This window comes from Ureibacillus chungkukjangi, assembly GCF_003217295.1.
Taxonomy (GTDB): domain Bacteria; phylum Bacillota; class Bacilli; order Bacillales_A; family Planococcaceae; genus Ureibacillus; species Ureibacillus chungkukjangi.
Map to the genome: position 1 here is coordinate 26,184 of NZ_QJTJ01000004.1, position 21,363 is coordinate 47,546.

Here is a 21,363-nt window from a genome sequence, read left to right on the forward strand (position 1 = left end):
CATACGTATGTACGTTGCAAAGAAGCGGTTTTTTTTATAGGCATAAAGTGTATGCGAAGGCGAAATGGGGATGGAAGCTTCGCAAATCACGCTTTTAAAAAGTAATCACGTTCTTGAAAGGGGTACTAAATATGGTAAATATAAAACAAGCTAACGATACAGATAAAAAGGGTGTCTATCGTCCGAAGCACCATGTACGTTTTGTAACGGCATCGAGTTTATTTGACGGTCATGATGTTTCGGTTAACATTATGCGCCGTATATTACAGGCAAGTGGTGTAGAAGTAATTCACCTTGGACATAACCGTTCAGTTGAAGAGGTAGTCAATGCTGCTATTCAAGAGGATGCACAGGCAGTTGCCATTTCCTCTTATCAGGGTGGGCATATGGAATACTTTAAATATATGCATGATTTATTGCACGAAAAAGGTGCGCCGCATATCAAAATCTATGGTGGCGGCGGTGGAGTCATTCTACCGAAGGAAATCGAGGAGCTTCACGAATATGGCATTGCTGGTATCTTCTCTCCAGAGGATGGAATGAAGCTTGGCTTGCAAGGGATGATTAATAAACAAATCGAGGAAGCAGACTTTTCAACCTTGAAAGGGAATAATATAGTGCTGCTAGATAAGCTTTCAACAGATCGACCGGAATTACTTGCAAACTTGATTACATCCGCAGAATTAGGTGGAGATGGGCAAACGGTTCACCTTGTTGAAGAAGCGAGGAAAAAATCTAAGAATACTCCAGTATTAGGGATTACGGGGACAGGTGGAGCAGGGAAATCTTCGCTAACTGATGAATTAATTCGCCGCTTTTTACGCGAATTTCCAGAGAAGAAAATTGCCATTATCTCTGTCGATCCTACAAAGCAAAAAACGGGAGGAGCTCTTCTTGGAGACCGAATTCGCATGAACGCCATTTTCGATAACCGTGTTTATATGCGCAGTCTAGCTACGCGTGGCTCAAGAACAGAGCTATCTGCATCTATTGGAGATGTGCTTGATATTGTAAAGGCTGCCGGTTTTGATCTTATTATTGTTGAAACAAGCGGGATTGGGCAAGGTGATGCTGAAATTACAAAATATACGGATCTTTCGATGTATGTAATGACGAGCGAGTTTGGTGCACCAACACAATTAGAGAAAATTGATATGATCGATTATGCTGATTTAATCGTCATCAATAAGTTTGAACGCAAGGGCTCTGAGGATGCACTTCGTCAGGTTCAGAAGCAATACCAGCGTTCTCATGAGCTATGGACCGAAGAGTTAGATAAAATGCCAGTCTACGGCACGATTGCCAGTCAATTCAACGATAAAGGAACGAACTCTCTATTTGCCGCTCTTGTAACGAAAATCAATGAAAAGTTTAGCTTTGACTGGAAAACATCCTACGAGTTATTTGTGAAAACTCAAAAACAAGATGTAATTATTCCTAATAATCGCCGCTATTATTTAAGAGAGATTGCCGATACGGTTCGCAACTACCATAAAACTTCTGCACAGCAGGTTGATTTGGCAAGAAAGCTTTATCAACTGGAAGGAACAATTCATCAATTACTCGAAAAATCACCAGTCGATGCATTAGTCAAATCGCTTGAGTCTTTGGTGGAGGGTGTGCAAGCTGAATTAACTGCAGAATCGAAACGAATTCTTGCAAACTGGGAGAAGCTCAAGGAATCCTATGCAGGCGATGAATTTGTCACTAAGGTTCGGGATAAAGAAATCCGTACACTATTAAAAACGACATCCTTATCAGGGACTAAAATTCCAAAGGTTGCCTTACCAAAATTTAAGGATTATGGGGAGATTTTACGTTGGGTTTACGCTGAGAATGTTCCTGGTTATTTCCCTTATACTGCTGGAGTATTCCCATTTAAACGAGAGGGCGAGGATCCAAAACGTCAATTTGCTGGAGAGGGAACACCAGAACGTACTAATAAACGATTCCATTATTTATCGAAGGATGATGATGCAAAGCGCCTTTCTACAGCGTTTGATTCGGTTACTTTATATGGTGAAGACCCAGATTATCGTCCTGATATATATGGTAAGGTCGGAGAGTCGGGCGTAAGCGTATGTACCTTGGAGGATATGAAAAAGCTATACGCTGGCTTTGATTTATGCGCACCTTCCACATCGGTTTCCATGACAATCAATGGTCCAGCACCGATTATTTTAGCGATGTTTATGAATACAGCTATCGATCAGCAGGTGAGAAAGACAGAAGAAGAGCTAGGTCGACAGCTTACTGTGGAAGAATTTACAGAGGTGCGTGAAAAAACATTGCAGGTTGTTCGCGGTACAGTGCAGGCGGATATTTTGAAGGAAGATCAGGGGCAAAACACATGCATCTTTTCAACAGAATTTGCTCTTCGTATGATGGGTGATATACAGGCCTATTTCATTGATCACAAGGTACGCAACTATTATTCAGTTTCAATTTCGGGCTATCATATTGCAGAAGCTGGAGCCAATCCAATTTCACAGCTAGCCTTTACTTTAGCTAACGGCTTTACCTATGTTGAATATTATTTAAGTAGAGGCATGAATATCGATGATTTTGCACCGAATCTATCATTCTTCTTCTCGAACGGGCTAGATCCTGAGTATACAGTAATTGGCCGAGTGGCTCGCAGAATTTGGTCCATTGTTATGCGTGATAAATACAATGCAAATGAACGCTCACAAAAGCTGAAGTACCATGTACAAACTTCGGGCCGTTCATTACATGCACAGGAAATTGATTTTAACGATATTCGTACTACGTTACAGGCGTTAATGGCTCTTCAGGATAATTGTAACTCTCTTCATACAAATGCTTATGATGAGGCGATTACAACACCTACAGAAGAATCTGTTCGACGTGCGATGGCGATTCAGATGATTATTACAAAAGAGCATGGTTTATCAAAAAATGAAAACCCTTTGCAAGGCGCGTTTATCGTGGAGGAGTTAACGGATTTGGTTGAAAATGCTGTCCTTGAGGAATTTGAGCGTATGAATGATCGTGGGGGAGTTCTAGGTGCGATGGAAACACAATATCAACGCGGGAAAATTCAAGAAGAATCGATGTATTATGAGCACCTTAAGCATTCAGGCGAGCTGCCAATCATCGGAGTGAATACCTATTTAAACCCAAATCCACCTACAGCCGACAGCATTAATAGCATGCAGATTGCTCGTGCTTCAAAAGAAGAAAAGGAACTGCAGATTCATAATTTACAAGCATTCCAAACAAGCCATCAAACTGACTGTGAGGCTTCCTTAAATAAGCTGAAGGAAGTAGCTCTTTCGGGAGACAATATTTTCGAGCAGCTAATGGAGACAGTCCGAGTAGCAAGCCTTGGCCAAATCACAAAAGCTTTATACGAGGTTGGCGGGCAATACAGAAGAAATATGTAAGCTAAACGCGCTTGCTTTTGGTAGAGATATCAAAAGTAGGCGTGTTTATTTAATGGGATGTGTAAGGGAAAGGCTATTGTAGAGGGCGTTTCATTAAAGCGTTTAATATTCATACATAAATGCGTCTTTAATTTCCTTCCTTTCAAGAAATCAGTTATTGGTCTCTAATTTGAATAAAAATGTGAAAAAAGTGGTTACATTTAGGAGGTATCCGACCATTAAATATGAGATAATTTTATTAATTAGTTAATTTAGGGAAAAAATAGTGCTAATTATGGGTGAGAAAAGTAGTACTATTTTTTTGAAATTAGCTATAATAGATGGGACAGAAGGGAAGGATTACGATTGCTGAAACAGTACTTACATTACATAATCATTTTGGCGTGTCTGATTGGCACCTTCTTCTTGTATGATAAGCAATTAGGATCCGTTCCACTATTGATATTATCAGTTTTTTTATTTTATTTAGGAATTAAAGAAATATATAAAATAAAAAAGAGTAAATGAAACTAGCATAGTGTATAGCACTTTGTATATAATGGATATTATGTTTAAGATATGTATTATCTTTGTTCACAAAAAGGGGATATTACCATTTTATCCGTAACAGTGTCGTTAGAGCTTCAATAGCTTTAGTGAAAAAGCAAAGTTTTCTAATGTAGATAACTACAACAATTGAAATAGTGATAGAGAAAAGTCTATCGCTTACTACAAATGTGTTTTGAACAAAATAGTGCTACTTAATTGTACTAATAGAAAGGACGTGCACGATTTGGATATTCGTGAAATGACAAAAGAACAATTAGCAGAAGAATCGTTAATTGACTTAGCCTATGCAATTTTAGAAGAGAGAAAATCACCACTTGCATTCCAAGACTTATTAAAAGAAATTCAAAATTTAAATGGTATGTCTGATGCTGAAATTCAAGATAGACTAGTACAATTTTATACAGATATGAATATCGATGGACGTTTCCTTTTAAACCATGAAAATGGCTGGGGACTACGTGAATGGTACAAAGTTGAAACAATCGAAGAAGAAACAGCGCCAACTGTTAAAGCGCGCAAACGTAAATCTAAAGCGTCTGCAGACGATGAGGAAGATTTAATCGTTGATGAGGACGACTTAGTATTTGAAGAAGATTTCGAAGAGTTTGTTGATGAAGAGGTTGAAGAAGACGAAGAGGAAGAAGAAGATTTAGACTTCGTTGCAGAAGAAATCGACAGCATTGATGAAGTAGACGCTGACATTGATGACGATCTAATCGAAGAAGAAGACGGCTTCATCATTGATGACGAAGAAGAAGCTGAAGAAGAAGAAGAAGAAGAAGATTTAGACGAAGAGCTAGAAAAATAATATAGTGCTTCCTAGAAAGCGTAGATAGGGCAGAAAAATTGCCACTATCTGCGCTTTTTTGTTTGATGGGTGTGAGAGCTAAAGGTGGATATATAAGCTTGACCATAGAACAATCATCCATTTGCTTAAATTATTCGAAAAATACTTATCTTTATTAAAGCACTTGACTTCTTTTGGTGTTCCATATAATCTTTTACTTGGGCTCCATTCAAGATGGAGAATGACCGTGAACCAATCACGCTCCCTCTGCAATCATGCAGGAGGAGCGTTTTTTTGTTTTTTCTAGGTCTGTAGTAAATACGAAAAACTCTCCATATTTAGTTTGAAAACTTTAAACAGCCTTTAGACAAATCATTGAGGAAACCTATTCAAAGTTTCAAATTCTAGACTTGAAATTGAGAAATTGGGAATGAATGATTATGTAAAGATTAATTTAGAGTGTTCAAGCTTTCTTATTTAGCGGTTAAGAAAGTATGAAACTTTCTTATTCGCATAAGTGCAACTATGTCTAATCGCTGTAGACCTTTTCGATTAGCCGAGTTTTCTAATAAATAGCAATAGTAGTATGAGGAGGAATTAGCAATGACGAAGTATATTTTTGTAACAGGTGGGGTAGTTTCTTCACTTGGTAAAGGGATCGTAGCATCATCATTAGGACGTCTATTAAAAAATCGTGGGTTACAGGTTACAATCCAAAAATTTGACCCATATTTAAATATTGATCCAGGTACAATGAGTCCATATCAGCACGGTGAGGTTTTCGTAACAGACGATGGTGCTGAAGCTGACTTAGACTTAGGTCACTATGAACGTTTCATCGATATTAATTTAGGTAAACACTCGACAGTTACTTCTGGCCGTGTATATCAATCGGTGCTTGCGAAAGAACGTCGTGGCGACTACAACGGTAAAACTGTTCAAGTAATTCCTCATGTTACAAATGAAATAAAAGATCGTATTCAGCGTGCAGGTCGTGAAACAAGCGCGGATATCGTAATTACTGAAGTGGGTGGAACAGTAGGGGATATTGAATCTCTTCCATTCCTTGAAGCAATCCGTCAAATGAAAACTGACCTAGGTCACCACAATGTAATGTATGTTCACTGTACATTAATTCCTTACATTGCAGCAGCTGGTGAGTTAAAAACGAAGCCAACTCAGCACTCTGTAAAAGAATTGCGTTCACTAGGGATTCAACCAAATATAATTGTCGTTCGTACAGAACAAGCTGTATCGGATGAAATGAAAGACAAGCTAGCTTTATTCTGTGACGTAAAACCACGTGATATTATTGAATCTCGCGATGCAGAAACGTTATATGATATTCCATTAAACCTGCATGCTCAAGATTTCGATGATATCGTTCTTGAACATTTTGGTATCGAAGCACCTGAAGCTGATATGGCGGATTGGAAAGAGCTTGTAACGAAAGTGAAAAATCTTTCACAAAAAACGCGTATTGCTTTAGTTGGTAAGTATGTAGAGCTTCAAGATGCTTACATTTCTGTCGTAGAAGCATTAAAGCATGCTGGATATGTATATGATTCTGATATTGAAGTGGACTGGATTAACGCGGAGCATGTAAATGCAGAAAACGTTCATGAATTATTAAAAGATGCAGATGGAATTTTAGTGCCTGGTGGATTCGGTGACCGTGGAATTGAAGGGAAAATCTCTGCTATCAAATTTGCACGTGAAAATGATATCCCATTCCTAGGAATTTGTTTAGGAATGCAATTAGCTACAATTGAATTTGCTCGTCATGTACTTGGTTTAGAGGGTGCACATTCTACTGAGCTAAATAAAGAAACAGCTTATCCAATTATCGACTTCTTACCAGACCAAAGTGATGAGGTGGATTTAGGTGGAACATTACGCTTAGGTTTATATCCATGTAAGCTAGTTGAAGGCTCACGTGCAGCACAAGCTTATGATGATGAGTTAGTTTATGAACGTCATCGCCACCGTTATGAGTTCAACAATGAGTTCCGTGAAGCAATGGAAGCTGAAGGTCTTGTATTCTCAGGGACAAGCCCTGATAACAAGCTAGTGGAGATCATTGAATTACCAGAGAAAAAATTCTTTGTGGCATGTCAATTCCACCCAGAGCTAATCTCTCGTCCTCAACGTCCACAACCACTATTCCGTGAATTTGTTGGTGCAGCATTCAATAACCGTTAATATTAAAAGACTTCTTTCTATTACTTATTTATAGAAAGAAGTCTTTTTTAAATAATTATGTAAGAAAAATATTACAAATCTAGTATTTTTATATAAATTTAGTATTATAATATTTAAGTATAGTATAACCTCTTTTCATAGTGGAAAAGAGGTTAAGAAAAAATTATAATTCGTCGTCATCAGAAATCATTTCGTCATAATTTAATTTGATCGCTTCATAAACAAAAAGCCCAGCCATGAGATAGGGAATTACGACACGTTCACCCAATCTAGTCGGGTGCGGCAAGATTCCACCTCGCACTTTCATGGATACATACGTATAGGCAAGTTCACTTAATTCATTTGAATCACTTTTTGGTTCACTTGAGACTACAGAAAATGGAATAAAGCTATCATATAATTCCTTTGCTAGACTTAAAGCTTCAGGGTTTTCACTATTTGCTGTAAAGATGCAAACTCGATCTGATTCAGTTAAAGAAATTGAGGGAGACCAGCTTTTCAGGTTAGTAAATGGTTCGGCTCCATGTAATGCATTCAGTTCAATTGCTTGTAACTCACCAAAACAAGCAAAATAGATTTTTCCTTGGCCAATACTTGCTTGGGCCAATAAACGTGAAGTTTCTTCAATTGCTTCTTCTTCACTTTGTATAATTCTTTGAAATAATCCACTCATTTGAGTAGAAAGTATCTTAGACATAATTTCACCTCTACATGTATTATAAATTTTTATTGAGAAAAAATAAAACATGAAGATTTTGTGAAGGATTAAAGGATTTTTTACAAAAATAATCGAAAAGTATGTTTAAAAGAGGCTAATGTAGGGAATGGAATTCATGGAATAATATTACATCTAAAATTATATCACGTTAAGGGGAAGTTGCTGTGAAAAAAATATTAATCGTAGATGATCAAAAAGGAATTCGCCTTTTATTAAATGAAGTATTCTCAAGAGAAGGGTATAAGGTTTATCAAGCCTCAAATGGAGTGGAAGCGCTTAATATTGTTGATAATGAAGAGATAAACTGTGTCATGTTAGACATGAAAATCCCTGGCATGAACGGAATAGAAATTCTAAAGAGAATACGTGAGAAAAAACATCAAATGCCAGTGTTTATGATGACTGCCTTTGAAGAAGAAGAGATTCTTACTGAAGCAACGCAGTGGGGCATGACAAAGTATTTTAGAAAACCATTTAATATATTGGATGTAAGAGACGAAGTGAATGCCTTATTGAACGATTAATTGTTTTTTCTTAGCGTGAAAATTATTTAATAGTAAAAAGCCATTCCTTGTTGAGATTAGAGACCGGAGCACCTATCGCAAGCATAGGTGAGATAGAAGGATGCTTCGCGAAAAAGTTTAGAGATTTTTGCACCTTTCAAGGTGCGGAAGGGTATGCTCACTGGATGAGTTTGAGGGATGCACCTATCGCAGGCTCAGGTCGATAATAGGATGGTTAACGAAATAGTTTAGAGATTTTCGCTCCTGTCGTAAGCTTTCGGCGCAGAAAACCATACCGTCTCTTAGAACTTGAGAGACGGAAAAGAAACGACTTCTGTAAGGGATTTAGTTTTATAAGGGATTTATCTTTCGCGAGCTCAAGGTGCAGAAGGATATGCTCACTGAATTAGTTTAAAGAGCTAGCACCTATCGCAAGCTCAGGTGCTTTGGAAGGATGCTTAGCGAAGAAGTTTAGAGATTGTGCGCATGTCGTAAGCTTTCGGCGCAGAAAACCATCCCGTCTCTTAGAACTTGAGAGACGGAAAAGAAACGACTTCTGTAAGGGATTTTGCACCTTTCGCGAGCTCAGGTGCTTTGGAAGGATGCTTAGCGAAAAGTTTAGAGATTTTGCGCCTGTCGCAAGCTTTCGGCGCAGAAAACCATCCCGTCTCTTAGAACTTGAGAGACGGGATGGTTTTTGCTATGATTAAACCTGGAATAATTATCTTATTAATTTACTTAGCTGTCCGAGGAGGATTTTCGTATATGCCATTAGTATCTATGAAAGAAATGTTGATTAAAGCGAAAAATGAGGGTTATGCTGTAGGGCAATTTAATATTAATAACCTTGAATTTACTCAAGCGATTTTACTTGCTGCACAAGAAGAGCAGTCTCCTGTAATCCTTGGCGTTTCTGAAGGTGCGGGGAAATATATGGGTGGTTTCATTGCTGTTGTGCACATGGTTAAAGGATTAATGGAAAGTTATAAAATTACTGTACCTGTTGCAATTCATTTGGATCATGGTTCAAGTTTTGATAAATGTAAGGAAGCGGTAGATGCTGGTTTTACTTCTGTAATGATTGATGCTTCACATCACTCATTTGATGAAAATGTGAGAATTACAAATGAGGTTGTTGAGTATGCTCATGCCAAAGGAGTTTCTGTTGAGGCAGAGCTAGGGACAGTTGGTGGCGAAGAGGATGGCGTTATTGGTGGTATTATGTACGCTGATCCTGCTGAATGTAAGGCGCTTGTTGAGGCTACAAACATTGATTGCCTAGCACCTGCATTAGGCTCTGTTCACGGTCCTTACAAAGGTGAACCAAAATTAGGCTTTGATGAAATGAAACAAATTGGTGAAGAAACTAATATGCCATTAGTACTTCATGGCGGTACTGGTATTCCAGACGAGCAAATCAAGCGTGCTGTTTCATTGGGTACTGCTAAAATCAACGTAAATACTGAAAATCAAATCGCAGCAACAAATGTAATTCGTGAAATCTTCGAGTCAAACAAAACTGTTTACGATCCACGTAAATATTTAGGACCAGCTCGTGATGCTATTAAAGAAACAGTTATCGGCAAAATGCGTGTATTCGGCAGCTCACAAAAAGCTTAATTTTTAATGAGCCAAGAAGATTGTATTAGCCAACACAACTAATTGTAAGGAAGCAGAATTGTTTATTTTACTTAGAAAATGTAAACTACTCATGTAAATAATAAGATGAACTGCTTTTCTATTTTGTCTTCATTTCAAGGGTGAAATGTACTTGATTCATCGTGGAGATAAAGTCTTGGCTAGTATTTGGAGACGTTAAGCATTGAAGTAGGACTGAAACCTAACTGCTTATTACGCGTCCAATCAAAAGGGATAATCTAAAATACGGAGCATCCACATACAACATAAACAGCCAGCCAAGGCATATTTGATATAATATTGATTTGCAGGAGAAGTGTTTGATTGTTTTCAATCGGCCTTCTCTTAGTTTTTTATAGACACAAATTTGAATTATTTGGAGGAAAATATAATGAAATTTTTTATCGATACAGCAAACTTTGAGGAAATTAAAGAAGCACATGCTTGGGGGATTTTATCAGGCGTTACAACAAATCCATCATTAGTAGCAAAAGAAGCAAATGTTTCGTTTCATGAGCGTTTACGTGAAATCTCAGAGCTAGTAAATGGTTCTGTTAGTGGCGAGGTTATTTCACTTGATGCTGAAGGAATGATTAAGGAAGGCTTAGAGCTTGCAGCAATTGCACCAAATATTACAGTTAAGCTACCAATGACGCCAGAAGGACTTAAAGCATGTAAATTCTTTTCTGAAAAAGGCATTAAAACTAATGTAACGTTAATTTTTAGTGCAAATCAAGCTCTTATGGCAGCTCGTGCTGGTGCAACATATGTATCACCATTTGTAGGACGTTTAGATGATATTGGACAAAGCGGAGTGGACTTAATCGCAACAATTTCTGATTTGTTTGCAATCCACGGAATCGAAACAGAAATTATTGCTGCTTCAATCCGTCATCCACAACATATTACAGAGGTAGCTCTAGCTGGAGCGGATATTGCAACGACACCATTTAAAGTGTTAAAGCAATTATTCCACCATCCTTTAACAGATAAAGGAATCGAAGGATTTTTAGCAGACTGGGAAAAACGACAAAGCAAGTAATTTCAACGTCTAGGCAGAATAATTTAGTCAATTACCTAAGTAACCAAGCCCTAACAATCAACATAATAAAAAACTGAAATACTATAGAGAATAGAAAAAATTTAGAATTGTTTATAAATTTAAGCTTTAAATTGTGAAATTGGTAAATAATAAACAATAATACTAAAAAATTTCATTGTAGCAAAAGTATCGTGAAGCAGCAGAAGGCCCAAAATTGCCGACTGCTGCAAATATAAATTCCTTACTCAGTTTACTGTGTTAAAGGTGTATTTGATAGAAAGTGAACGATTAGCAAACAAGTTAGACTATCATAAGTGAAACTTTCCAATCATAAGGGAGAACGGATATGGATGTTTATAAAATTAATGGCGGAAATCGTCTAAGAGGAACAGTAAAAGTCAGTGGAGCAAAAAATAGTGCTGTTGCATTAATCCCTGCATCTATCTTAGCTAATTCTTCAGTCACTATTGGCGGTATACCTGAAATTTCTGATGCTTGGACGCTAAAAGCATTGTTAGAAGAAATTGGTGGCGAAGTTACTTTTAAAGATGGACAGATGGTTATTGACCCAACTGAAATGCAGGCAATTCCTTTACCAAATGGTAATGTGAAAAAGCTTCGTGCTTCCTATTATTTAATGGGGGCAATGCTAGGTCGTTTCAAAAAAGCAGTGATCGGATTGCCAGGTGGATGCTTCTTAGGTCCTCGCCCAATTGATCAGCATATAAAAGGCTTTGAAGCACTCGGTGCAAAAGTTACAAATGAGCATGGTGCGATTTATCTTCGTGCTGATGAGTTAATCGGTGCCAAAATCTATTTGGATGTAGCAAGTGTTGGTGCCACAATTAACATTATGCTAGCGGCAGTCCGTGCAAAAGGGCGTACAATTATCGAAAATGCTGCAAAAGAGCCTGAAATCATTGATGTTGCAACTCTCTTAACAAATATGGGGGCTAATATCAAAGGGGCAGGTACGAGTGTTATTCGTATTGATGGCGTAGATGAATTACATGGAACAAATCATACAATTATTCCTGACCGCATCGAAGCAGCAACATTTATGATTATGGCTGCAGCGATTGGAGATGGGGTAACGGTAGATAATGTTATTCCTTTCCACCTTGAAGCCGTAACGGCAAAGCTGCGTGAAATGGGCGTGAAAATTGAAGAAGGCGAAGAAAGTATGTATATTCATCGTTCAGACATTCTTCAAGCATGTGATGTGAAAACGCTTGTTTATCCTGGTTTTCCAACGGATGTACAGCAACCCCTTTCAGTGTTAATGACTCAAGCAAACGGGGCATCTAAGGTAACAGATACAATCTATTCAGCGCGTTTTAAACATATCGATGAATTACGTCGTATGAATGCAATCGCAAGAGTTGAAGGGAATTCAGCAATCATTCAAGGGCCATCGAAGCTTCATGGTTCTACAGTGACAGCTACAGATTTACGTGCAGGAGCTGCACTTGTTCTGGCAGGCTTAATCGCTGAAGGCGAGACTGAAATCCAGGATATCCATCATATTGAACGTGGATATAGCTCACTAATAGAAAAGCTTTGTGAAATTGGTGCAGATATACGTCGAGAAACAATAACAACAAGCGCAATTAAACGAGCAAAATAATATAAATAGAATTCATCCGTAATGAATTAACAAAATATGTTACAATAGTGGTAACATATAGTTCGGCAATTTTGACTAAGGCCGAAATCGGGAGGCAAATGTAGAATGGAACGTAGTTTAACGATGGAAGTTGTACGCGTAACTGAAGCAGCAGCAATCGCTTCTGCAAAATGGATGGGACGCGGTTTAAAAGAGGAAGCAGACGAAGCAGCGACAACTGCAATGCGAGCATTATTTGATACAATCCCAATGTATGGTACCGTGGTAATTGGAGAAGGTGAAATGGATGAAGCACCAATGCTTTATATTGGTGAAGAACTTGGCCTTCGCAATGGCGGTCCACAAGTAGACATTGCGGTTGACCCTCTTGAAGGAACAAACATCGTTGCAAAAGGTACAAATGGCGCAATGACGGTTCTGGCAATTGCAGATCGTGGAAACCTATTAAACGCACCAGATATGTATATGGAAAAACTAGCAGTAGGTCCTGAAGCAGCGGGTAAAGTAGATATTACAGCTTCAGTTACTGAAAACCTTCATGCAGTTGCAAAAGCAAAAAACAAAGAAATTGCAGATGTAGTGGCAGTATTATTAGATCGCCCTCGTCACCAGCATATCGTTGAGGAAATTCGTGCAGCAGGTGCTCGTATTAAATTTATTCAAGACGGTGATGTAAGTGCAGCTATCAATACTGCATTTGACGAAACTGGTATTGATATTATGTTCGGTACTGGCGGAGCTCCAGAGGGAGTTATCTCAGCTGTTGCATTAAAATGCTTAGGCGGAGATTTCCAAGCAAGATTACTTCCAGAAGACGATGCTCAAGCTACACGTTGCGAAAAAATGGGAATTGACGTAAACAAAGTATTATACCTAGAGGATTTAGTAAAAGGTGACGATGCGATTTTTGCAGCAACAGCTGTTACTGATAGCGAATTGATGATGGGTGTTCAATATAAAGGTTCATACTGTTTAACAAACTCTTTAGTAATGCGTGCGAAAACAGGAACTGTCCGTTTTGTTGAAGGACGCCACAACATCGACAAAAAGCCTAGCTATGTAAAATAAAAATAAATTACTTCAAACAAATGATGCCTGATCACAAACCGGATGTTCTTATGGATAACCACATCTATCCACATTAAATCTCCACTTCTAAAATCAGGCATCTTCCTACTATTCTTTCTTACTATAAAAACCCTACTGAAATACAACTTAAAATGATAGAAAAATGCGATAGGTGGCTCCAAATGCACTAAATCGATATTTTTCTTGTGCAGATATTCATCAACTACACTTGCTTTTTGTGTATAAAAATAGATGGAAATTTAAAAGAACTGGAGATATGCTATGTCGACTTTAACTATATCGCAATTAGAAAATATGACCTTAAAAGAGTTATATTCTCTTGCACGTGATTACAAGGTTTCTTATTATAGTAAATTAACAAAAAAAGAGTTAATCTTTTCAATTTTAAAATCACGCTCTGAACAAGAAGGCTTCTTCTTCATGGAAGGTGTACTTGAAATTGTAAACCAAGAAGGCTTTGGATTCCTAAGACCTATCAACTATTCTCCATCGAAAGAGGATATTTATATTTCTGCTTCCCAAATTCGTCGCTTCGATCTTCGAAATGGGGACAAGGTATCAGGTAAGGTTCGTCCACCCAAAGAAAATGAACGCTATTTTGGATTGCTTCAAGTGGATGCAGTGAATGGAGAAGACCCAGAAGTCGCAAAAGAACGAGTTCACTTCCCAGCATTAACACCACTATATCCTGATCGCCATATAAAATTAGAGACAGAGCCTAATAAATTGTCTACTCGAATTATGGACTTAGTTGCACCTGTTGGATTTGGACAACGTGGATTGATCGTAGCCCCGCCAAAAGCAGGGAAGACATCACTTTTAAAAGAAGTTGCGAATGCAATTACAACGAACTACCCTGAAGCTGAGTTAATCGTACTGTTGATTGATGAACGTCCAGAGGAAGTAACGGATATCGAGCGTTCAGTAAAAGCAGATGTCGTAAGCTCTACATTCGATGAAGTACCAGAAAATCACGTGAAAGTAGCAGAGCTAGTTTTAGAACGTGCTCGTCGTCTGGTTGAGCATAAGCGTGATGTTATTATTTTAATGGATTCCATCACACGTTTAGCTCGTGCGTATAACTTGGTAATTCCTCCAAGTGGACGAACTCTATCTGGTGGTATTGATCCGGCTGCGTTCCACAGACCAAAGCGTTTCTTCGGTTCTGCACGTAATATTGAAGAAGGCGGCAGTTTAACAATTTTAGCAACTGCACTGGTTGATACTGGATCACGTATGGATGAAGTAATCTATGAGGAATTCAAAGGAACAGGGAACTTAGAGCTTCACTTAGACCGTCATTTAGCGGAACGTCGTATCTTCCCAGCACTTGATATTCGTCGTTCAGGAACACGTAAAGAAGAATTGCTTATTCCTTCTGAGCAATTAGAAAAATTATGGGCAATTCGTAAAACGTTTTCAGATGCACCAGACTTTGCAGAGCGTTTCTTAAGAAAAATACGTACATCTAAATCCAACGAAGAATTCTTTGAAAAGCTTGATAATGACATGAAAAAAGCAACTAAGGGTAAAGGATTGCTTTAATTCCGAGTTTCAAAAAATCTATTTTTTGACCTCGAATTAACGATTAAATTTTACCAATTATCTTTTTGTTGCGTTCAATAATATTTCTTGCTATAATCTTTTAAGTATGAAACGTGTACATATGTGACTGGCATATTCGGGTTACGTAAGGTACAGTTCGAATAACAACTCTGTTCCAGATGGTTCAGGGCGAGAGGAGTAACGAATATGAAACAAGGAATTCATCCAGATTACAAAACTGCAACAGTAACATGCTCTTGCGGTAACTCATTCGAAACAGGTTCAGTAAAAGAAAAAATTACTGTAGAATTCTGTAACGAATGTCACCCATTCTATACTGGACGTCAAAAGTTTGCTTCTGCTGACGGCCGTGTTGATCGTTTCAACAAAAAATACGGAATCAAGTAAGACCTATAAAACGCCTGCCCAGTATTTTACTGGAGCAGGTGTTTTTTGTTTTAAGGTAAGTATTTGTGGATCTGCTCGTTTATTGTACCGTCTCTCTTCACTTATACATTATTGATTTTCGAGAGAACTGATAAGAGAAGAAATTTTGGTTATTTTAGATATAGAGCACTTAATAAGCAATATAAGCGAAAGATTTCCCGTTAATTGCTTAAAATAAGCCGAAATTCAAAGATTTAGCCAATATAATGATAAAAACTTCCTTTATTTTCAAGAATAAATGGATATTTAACAATTTAAGCAGAATTATTCCTTTTATTTGGCAAATTAAGAAAGTACATATATTTTGAAATAAACCCCGTATAAGAAAATTTCTATTATTATTATTATTATTAAACTCCTCATAGATACAACCACAAGCTCAAATTGTCAGACTTTCAAGGAATAATTGTAGAAACAGTAGGTTATGCGATATACTATGTATATAAAGGATATTTCAAATAAGTATGCCTTGAGTCACCATCTCAAGGCACTTTTTCATGTATTGATAATGTTTATGGAGAACAACTTAGAAAGAGGTTTGTTGGAATGGCGCAATTATTTTTTAAACATGGAGCAATGAACAGCGGAAAGTCTATTGAAATTCTTAAAGTTGCACATAACTATGAAGAACAAGATAAGCCGGTATTAATATTTACTTCAGGAATCGATACGCGAGATGAAGTAGGATATGTATCTAGCCGTATTGGACTCAAGCGCCAGGCGATACCAGTATTTGATGACACTGATTTATTTGGCTATGTTAAAAACTATCCACAAGAACTATACTGTATTTTAGTGGACGAAGTGCAATTTTTATCAAAAGATCATGTACTACAATTAGCCAAAATCGTAGATCATTTAAAAATTCCAGTGATGGGCTTTGGTTTAAAAAATGACTTCCAAAATGAACTGTTTGAAGGCAGTCGCTATATGCTGATTTATGCTGACAAAATTGAAGAAATGAAAACAATCTGTTGGTTCTGTCATAAAAAAGCAACCATGAATTTACGTGTGGATGAAAACCGAAAGCCAGTATACACTGGTGAGCAAATTCACATTGGTGGCAATGATACATATTATCCTGTATGCCGTGAGTGTCATGCAAATCCGCCACTATAAAAACAACACTTAAGTAAAAACTTGGATTTTAATCATTTGACATATATAATTTATTATGGAAAACAAATGCGCATATAATGTGGCATTATAAACGATTAAAAGATTATTGCATCTTACCTTAAAGGGAATATGCTAAAAATATTGATACTAATAAATTAGAGGTGAACCCATGTTTGATCGATTACAGGCGGTTGAAGACCGTTATGAAAGATTAAATGAACTCCTAAGCGATCCAGCTATCGTTAGCGATAGTAAAAAGCTTCGTGAGTATTCAAAAGAACAATCGGATATTCAAGAGATGGTAGAAGTATATCGTGAATATAAAGATGTTAAACAACAACTAGCAGACACAAAAGAAATGCTAGATAACGAAAAAGATCCAGATATGCATGATATGGTAAAAGAAGAGTTTAATGAATTAAATAGTCGTATTCCTGGTCTAGAAGATCGTCTTCGTATTCTGCTTATACCGAAAGACCCGAATGATGATAAAAACGTTATCATGGAGATTCGTGGTGCTGCAGGTGGAGATGAAGCGAATATTTTTGCAGGCGACCTATTCCGTATGTATACGCGTTATGCAGAAACACAAGGCTGGAAAATTGATATTATGGAAGCTACACCAAATCCAATGGGCGGTTATAAAGAAGTAATCTTCATGATTAACGGTCAAGGAGCTTATTCGAAGTTCAAATATGAAAACGGTGCTCACCGTGTTCAACGTGTTCCAGCAACGGAGTCACAAGGTCGTATCCATACTTCAACTGCAACAGTAGCTTGTTTACCAGAAGTAGAAGAAGTGGATGTTGACATTCATGAAAAAGATATCCGTGTTGATACATTTGCATCATCTGGTGCGGGTGGGCAATCCGTAAATACAACGATGTCAGCTGTTCGTATGACCCATCTTCCAACAGGTGTGGTTGTATCGATGCAGGATGAGCGTTCTCAAATTAAAAACCGTGAGAAGGCTATGAAAATCTTGCGTGCTCGTGTTGCTGATAAGTATATGCAGGAAGCTCAAAAGGAAATTGATGCTACTCGTAAATCAGCAGTTGGTACAGGAGATCGTTCAGAACGTATTCGCACATACAATTATCCACAAAATCGTGTCACTGACCACCGCATCGGCTTAACTCTTCAAAAACTTGATATTATCATGGAAGGTAAGCTTGATGAAATCATTGAAGCATTAATGCTAGAAGAGCAAGCTTCAAAGCTTTCCCACTTAAATGATGAAGCATAAAACAATTTTTGAGGCCCTTAATTGGGCTTCTTCTTTTTTAGTGGACAAAGGTCGTGACGAAAATGCTGCTAGACTTCTTATGCAGCATCTTTATGAAACAAATTATTCGGGATTAATGATGCGAATGCACGATAGAATCGATGAAGAAAAATGGCACCAATTTCAAAAAGACGTTGAGGAACACGCTACTGGTCGTCCAGTTCAATATATTACAGGTGTGGAAGAGTTCTATGGTAGAACCTTTACGGTAGATGAATCGGTGCTAATTCCTCGTCCAGAAACAGAGGAGTTAATTTTAGGAACAAAAGAACGGATGAAAAAGCTTTTCGGTGATCAAGCTGAGTTGAAACTCGCTGATATTGGAACGGGTAGTGGCGCTATTGCCATTACTATGAAAAAAGAATGGCAAGCTGCTGAGGTGGTCGCGACTGATATATCAGAGGTGGCTCTTGAAACCGCAAAAATCAATGCGCAAAACCTTGATGCAGATATTGATTTCCGTTTAGGAGATTTAACGGCTCCTATAGAAAACGAAAAGTGGGATGTTATTTTATCGAATCCTCCTTATATTGCATTTGAAGAGGCAAAGGAAATGTCAGAGGTGGTTTTAGAGCATGAACCCCACTCTGCACTTTTTGCGGAGGAGGAAGGATTGATACTCTATAGGAAACTAGCTGAGCAATTACCGAATCTAGTAAAAAAACGAGCTTTAATCGGTGTTGAGATAGGTTATACACAGGGCGAAGCTGTAGCGAATTTCTTCAAATCTAGTTTTCCACAGGGTAAAATTGAAATCGTAAAAGATATTAACAAAAAAAATCGTATAGTTTTTTGTGAAATTGATGTATAAAAATCTCTCAATCTGACAATTATGATGTCAGGGAGGGATTTAAAATGTTAAATGATTACGAGATTACAAGTGTTGATAATAAAAATGAGATTCATCCAATTATAAGCCTTTTAAAATTAGTTGCCTTTGCAGTTGCAATTATGTGTTCTATTATTTTAGTACCGAATATGGTTGATGAAGTCTATGAAACTAGAAGTAACTTAGTTGATGATAGTTTGAAAATTCGAGTGGTAGCAAATAGTAATACAGATGCCGATCAGCAGTTGAAGACGGAAATGGTGGAAAACCTAACACCTTTCTTAACACAGATTCAACAAAATGAACAGGCACAACTTGATAATGATGAGGTTTATGCTGAATTAGCTACTTTTGTGGAAAAAAATTATGCAGATCAGGATGTAAAAATCAATGTTGGGGATAACCTAATACCACCTAAATTAGAATCCAATATGTTTTATCCACAATATCACTATAACTCACTTGTGTTAACAATTGGTGAGGGACGTGGGGATAACTGGTGGTGTACCATCTTCGCGAATGTTTGTGAGCGTAAGGCAGACAAAGATTCGGAGAAGGAAGAAGCGAAGAAGGCTGATGAAGAAGAGGAAGAAGCAAAGGTAACATTTATTGTGTGGGAATGGGTGAAAAAGCTTTTTGCTTAAAAGTTATTAACAATATTCTGAAAGTTATGCACATTAACCTGCACATATCCACATAATCCTCTTAGGCGCCTATAGAAAAGGAGGGGTAAAATGGAAACGATTCGATTACTTGTGGATAATAATTCGAATAGTGAGAAAAGTTATACACAAGCTGTGGATTTGTTAAATAATGGGGAAGTTGTTGCATTTCCAACTGAAACGGTTTACGGGCTGGGAGCAGTTGCAACGAACGACAGGGGCGTAAAAAAGATTTTCGAAGCAAAGGGCCGTCCGTCAGATAACCCATTAATTGTACATATTGGAACAATAGAAGAAGTTGCAAATTTCATAGAAGAAATTCCCGAAAATGCGTTAAAGCTAATGGATACTTTTTGGCCAGGACCATTGACGTTAATCATGAAGGCTAAACCAGGCATACTCGCGCCAAGTGTTACAGCAGGGCTAACAACAGTAGGAATGCGCATGCCTGATCATGAAGTAGCACTGGACCTACTAAGAAAGCTAAAAAAACCAGTTGCAGCACCGAGTGCCAATCGAAGTGGGAAGCCAAGCCCTACAAAAGCTGAACATGTGGAAGAAGATTTAAAGGGCCGAATTCCATTGATTTTAGATGGAGGAGCAACAGGCATCGGAATCGAATCAACGGTACTGGATATAACGGTAAATCCACCAGTCATTCTGCGTCCAGGTGGTGTTACTAAGGAAATGCTTGAGGAAGTAATAGGTGAAGTAATCCAACCGACTAAATTACAGGAAAAGCTAGATTCAACTCCCAAAGCACCAGGCATGAAATACACGCATTACGCGCCAAACGCACCAGTGTATTTAATCGAAAGTGATCAAATGACTGTAAGTGAAGCGATTAGTAAGCTGAGTAATAAAGGCGAAAAAATTGCCCTGCTTGCACCGTTATCCTTTGAAAACTTAGGTGCCGACTTTTTCTTTCCATATGGAGAAGAGGGAGATCAAGAGATGATGAGCTCTAAGTTGTACGATGATTTAAGAGCATGTGATAAAACACAGGCCACAATCATCCTTGCTACAACAACTTCAATTCAAGGAGTAGGCGCTGCCATCATGAATCGCCTAGAAAAAGCCGCGGGTGGGAATTGGTATAAATAGTAAACTGAAGCTTTGCTTTTGTCCTTAGGGTCAGAAGTGAAGTTTTTTTTGTGGAGATAATAAGTTGGTTCTGCAGCTTCGAATACTTCGTTCGCTCAAATAAATGCTAAATTAGCAGCTTAACAAGTAATCACTTTAATAGTCTAAGAGGCTTAGTAGCGAAATGTTACTTCATTAGAATAAATAGGCTTTTAGCACCTAATCGAGTAGTGACGAGAATCCATTGATATTAGAGGAACGACAGGCATAAGATAGTAGAAAACTTATGAAGGAAAGAGGACTATATTGCAGGAAATAATAACGGGACTTATTGTAGCATTAGATGTAGTAGCGCTTTACCTGCTACTACCAGATGTTAAACAGCGTTTCCTCCTTTCGTTTTGGACAGCCCTTCTACATATGGTATTTCCAATTATTGGTTTTACTTTAGGGAGTTGGATGGTACATATCCTATTACAATGGTCTAATCTAGTTTCGAGCATCTTACTGTTTTCAATTGGTCTACAATTAATACTTTCGACAAAAAATCGACAAACAATTGCTATTCCAATCGCAATTTTAGCAATAACTGCAAGTTTAGACACCTTTTCAGTAAGCATTTCTTTTGGTATGCTAAATTTACAAAAGTATTTATTTATTATCAGTGCAGGAATTTGGACTTTTGTTCTATCCTATATATCCTTATACATTGCAAAAAGTCGTTTGAGAATCAAAGGTGATGCTTTGAAATGGATAGCAGGACTTGCACTAGTTGGCATTAGTATCTATTCATTTATTTTAAACATCGAATAACATAAAGAAAGAGTGGAC

General features: G+C 37.7%; 17 protein-coding genes. 16 read left to right on the forward strand and 1 reads right to left on the reverse strand.

Going from position 1 to position 21,363, the window contains the following annotated elements; translation table 11 throughout:
• Positions 1-131: 131 nt before the first annotated feature.
• From icmF to BJ095_RS04695, 3 genes are all read left to right on the forward strand, one after another.
• A complete protein-coding gene (gene icmF, locus BJ095_RS04685) occupies positions 132-3,407 on the forward strand; it encodes a fused isobutyryl-CoA mutase/GTPase IcmF (protein ID WP_107932458.1) in 3,276 nt (1,091 codons plus the stop codon).
• 772 nt (positions 3,408-4,179) lie between these two features.
• Entirely contained in the window at positions 4,180-4,764 is a 585-nt protein-coding gene (gene rpoE / locus BJ095_RS04690) for a DNA-directed RNA polymerase subunit delta (protein WP_181417964.1), read from the forward strand.
• Between the two features lie 582 nt (positions 4,765-5,346).
• Positions 5,347-6,945 (forward strand): CTP synthase, encoded by a 1,599-nt coding sequence (locus BJ095_RS04695; protein WP_107932462.1) that lies wholly within the window; start codon positions 5,347-5,349, stop codon positions 6,943-6,945.
• A gap of 163 nt (positions 6,946-7,108) precedes the next feature.
• Here BJ095_RS04695 and BJ095_RS04700 read toward each other — a convergent pair whose 3' ends face one another.
• Positions 7,109-7,642, reverse strand: coding sequence for a DUF2529 family protein (locus tag BJ095_RS04700; RefSeq protein WP_107932464.1), 534 nt, complete (start codon positions 7,640-7,642; stop codon positions 7,109-7,111).
• Between the two features lie 185 nt (positions 7,643-7,827).
• On the opposite strand from BJ095_RS04700, the gene BJ095_RS04705 reads away from it, so the two are divergent.
• The 13 genes from BJ095_RS04705 to BJ095_RS04765 all read left to right on the forward strand — a co-directional run bounded on the left by BJ095_RS04705 (position 7,828) and on the right by BJ095_RS04765 (position 21,345).
• Positions 7,828-8,187 (forward strand): response regulator, encoded by a 360-nt coding sequence (locus BJ095_RS04705; protein ID WP_107932466.1) that lies wholly within the window; start codon positions 7,828-7,830, stop codon positions 8,185-8,187.
• A gap of 744 nt (positions 8,188-8,931) precedes the next feature.
• The gene (gene fba / locus BJ095_RS04710) at positions 8,932-9,786 is read left to right on the forward strand and encodes a class II fructose-1,6-bisphosphate aldolase (RefSeq protein WP_107932468.1); all 855 of its coding nucleotides are present in this window, start codon (positions 8,932-8,934) and stop codon (positions 9,784-9,786) included.
• Between the two features lie 409 nt (positions 9,787-10,195).
• Complete coding sequence (fsa, locus tag BJ095_RS04715; protein ID WP_107932470.1) at positions 10,196-10,846, forward strand: fructose-6-phosphate aldolase; 651 nt, start codon at positions 10,196-10,198, stop codon at positions 10,844-10,846.
• A 346-nt stretch (positions 10,847-11,192) separates the two neighbouring features.
• On the forward strand, positions 11,193-12,473 hold the full coding sequence (locus BJ095_RS04720) for a UDP-N-acetylglucosamine 1-carboxyvinyltransferase (RefSeq protein WP_107932472.1): 1,281 nt from the start codon (positions 11,193-11,195) through the stop codon (positions 12,471-12,473).
• Between the two features lie 105 nt (positions 12,474-12,578).
• Entirely contained in the window at positions 12,579-13,541 is a 963-nt protein-coding gene (gene glpX / locus BJ095_RS04725) for a class II fructose-bisphosphatase (protein WP_107932474.1), read from the forward strand.
• A gap of 282 nt (positions 13,542-13,823) precedes the next feature.
• A complete protein-coding gene (gene rho / locus BJ095_RS04730; RefSeq protein ID WP_107932476.1) occupies positions 13,824-15,107 on the forward strand; it encodes a transcription termination factor Rho in 1,284 nt (427 codons plus the stop codon).
• 207 nt (positions 15,108-15,314) lie between these two features.
• Positions 15,315-15,515, forward strand: coding sequence for a 50S ribosomal protein L31 (gene rpmE, locus BJ095_RS04735; RefSeq protein WP_036200092.1), 201 nt, complete (start codon positions 15,315-15,317; stop codon positions 15,513-15,515).
• Between the two features lie 585 nt (positions 15,516-16,100).
• A complete protein-coding gene (locus BJ095_RS04740) occupies positions 16,101-16,673 on the forward strand; it encodes a thymidine kinase (RefSeq protein ID WP_107932478.1) in 573 nt (190 codons plus the stop codon).
• Positions 16,674-16,842: 169 nt separating this feature from the next.
• Positions 16,843-17,919 carry a peptide chain release factor 1 gene (gene prfA / locus BJ095_RS04745; RefSeq protein WP_107932480.1) on the forward strand — a complete coding sequence of 359 codons (1,077 nt, stop codon included), beginning with the start codon at positions 16,843-16,845 and terminating at the stop codon, positions 17,917-17,919.
• Positions 17,906-18,769, forward strand: a complete 864-nt coding sequence (gene prmC, locus BJ095_RS04750; RefSeq protein WP_107932482.1) for a peptide chain release factor N(5)-glutamine methyltransferase — start codon at positions 17,906-17,908, stop codon at positions 18,767-18,769. The genes prfA and prmC overlap by 14 nt, the downstream gene beginning before the upstream one ends.
• Before the next feature lie 44 nt (positions 18,770-18,813).
• A complete protein-coding gene (locus BJ095_RS04755) occupies positions 18,814-19,431 on the forward strand; it encodes a stage II sporulation protein R (protein WP_107932484.1) in 618 nt (205 codons plus the stop codon).
• A 90-nt stretch (positions 19,432-19,521) separates the two neighbouring features.
• Positions 19,522-20,553, forward strand: coding sequence for an L-threonylcarbamoyladenylate synthase (locus BJ095_RS04760; protein WP_107932485.1), 1,032 nt, complete (start codon positions 19,522-19,524; stop codon positions 20,551-20,553).
• A 285-nt stretch (positions 20,554-20,838) separates the two neighbouring features.
• Positions 20,839-21,345: a manganese efflux pump gene (locus tag BJ095_RS04765; RefSeq protein WP_107932486.1), complete on the forward strand. Its 507-nt coding sequence runs from the start codon at positions 20,839-20,841 to the stop codon at positions 21,343-21,345.
• Positions 21,346-21,363 lie beyond the last annotated feature (18 nt).

Bases quoted from the DNA above. Each gene is read 5' to 3' on its own strand.
- glpX (WP_107932474.1), top strand. From the start codon at position 12,579: ATGGAACGTAGTTTAACGATGGAAGTTGTACGCGTAACTGAAGCAGCA.
- rpmE (WP_036200092.1), top strand. From the start codon at position 15,315: ATGAAACAAGGAATTCATCCAGATTACAAAACTGCAACAGTAACATGC.
- fba (WP_107932468.1), top strand. From the start codon at position 8,932: ATGCCATTAGTATCTATGAAAGAAATGTTGATTAAAGCGAAAAATGAG.
- rho (WP_107932476.1), top strand. From the start codon at position 13,824: ATGTCGACTTTAACTATATCGCAATTAGAAAATATGACCTTAAAAGAG.
- prfA (WP_107932480.1), top strand. From the start codon at position 16,843: ATGTTTGATCGATTACAGGCGGTTGAAGACCGTTATGAAAGATTAAAT.
- prmC (WP_107932482.1), top strand. From the start codon at position 17,906: ATGATGAAGCATAAAACAATTTTTGAGGCCCTTAATTGGGCTTCTTCT.
- BJ095_RS04760 (WP_107932485.1), top strand. From the start codon at position 19,522: ATGGAAACGATTCGATTACTTGTGGATAATAATTCGAATAGTGAGAAA.
- BJ095_RS04720 (WP_107932472.1), top strand. From the start codon at position 11,193: ATGGATGTTTATAAAATTAATGGCGGAAATCGTCTAAGAGGAACAGTA.
- icmF (WP_107932458.1), top strand. From the start codon at position 132: ATGGTAAATATAAAACAAGCTAACGATACAGATAAAAAGGGTGTCTAT.
- BJ095_RS04740 (WP_107932478.1), top strand. From the start codon at position 16,101: ATGGCGCAATTATTTTTTAAACATGGAGCAATGAACAGCGGAAAGTCT.
- BJ095_RS04700 (WP_107932464.1), bottom strand. From the start codon at position 7,642: ATGTCTAAGATACTTTCTACTCAAATGAGTGGATTATTTCAAAGAATT.
- BJ095_RS04755 (WP_107932484.1), top strand. From the start codon at position 18,814: ATGTTAAATGATTACGAGATTACAAGTGTTGATAATAAAAATGAGATT.
- BJ095_RS04695 (WP_107932462.1), top strand. From the start codon at position 5,347: ATGACGAAGTATATTTTTGTAACAGGTGGGGTAGTTTCTTCACTTGGT.
- fsa (WP_107932470.1), top strand. From the start codon at position 10,196: ATGAAATTTTTTATCGATACAGCAAACTTTGAGGAAATTAAAGAAGCA.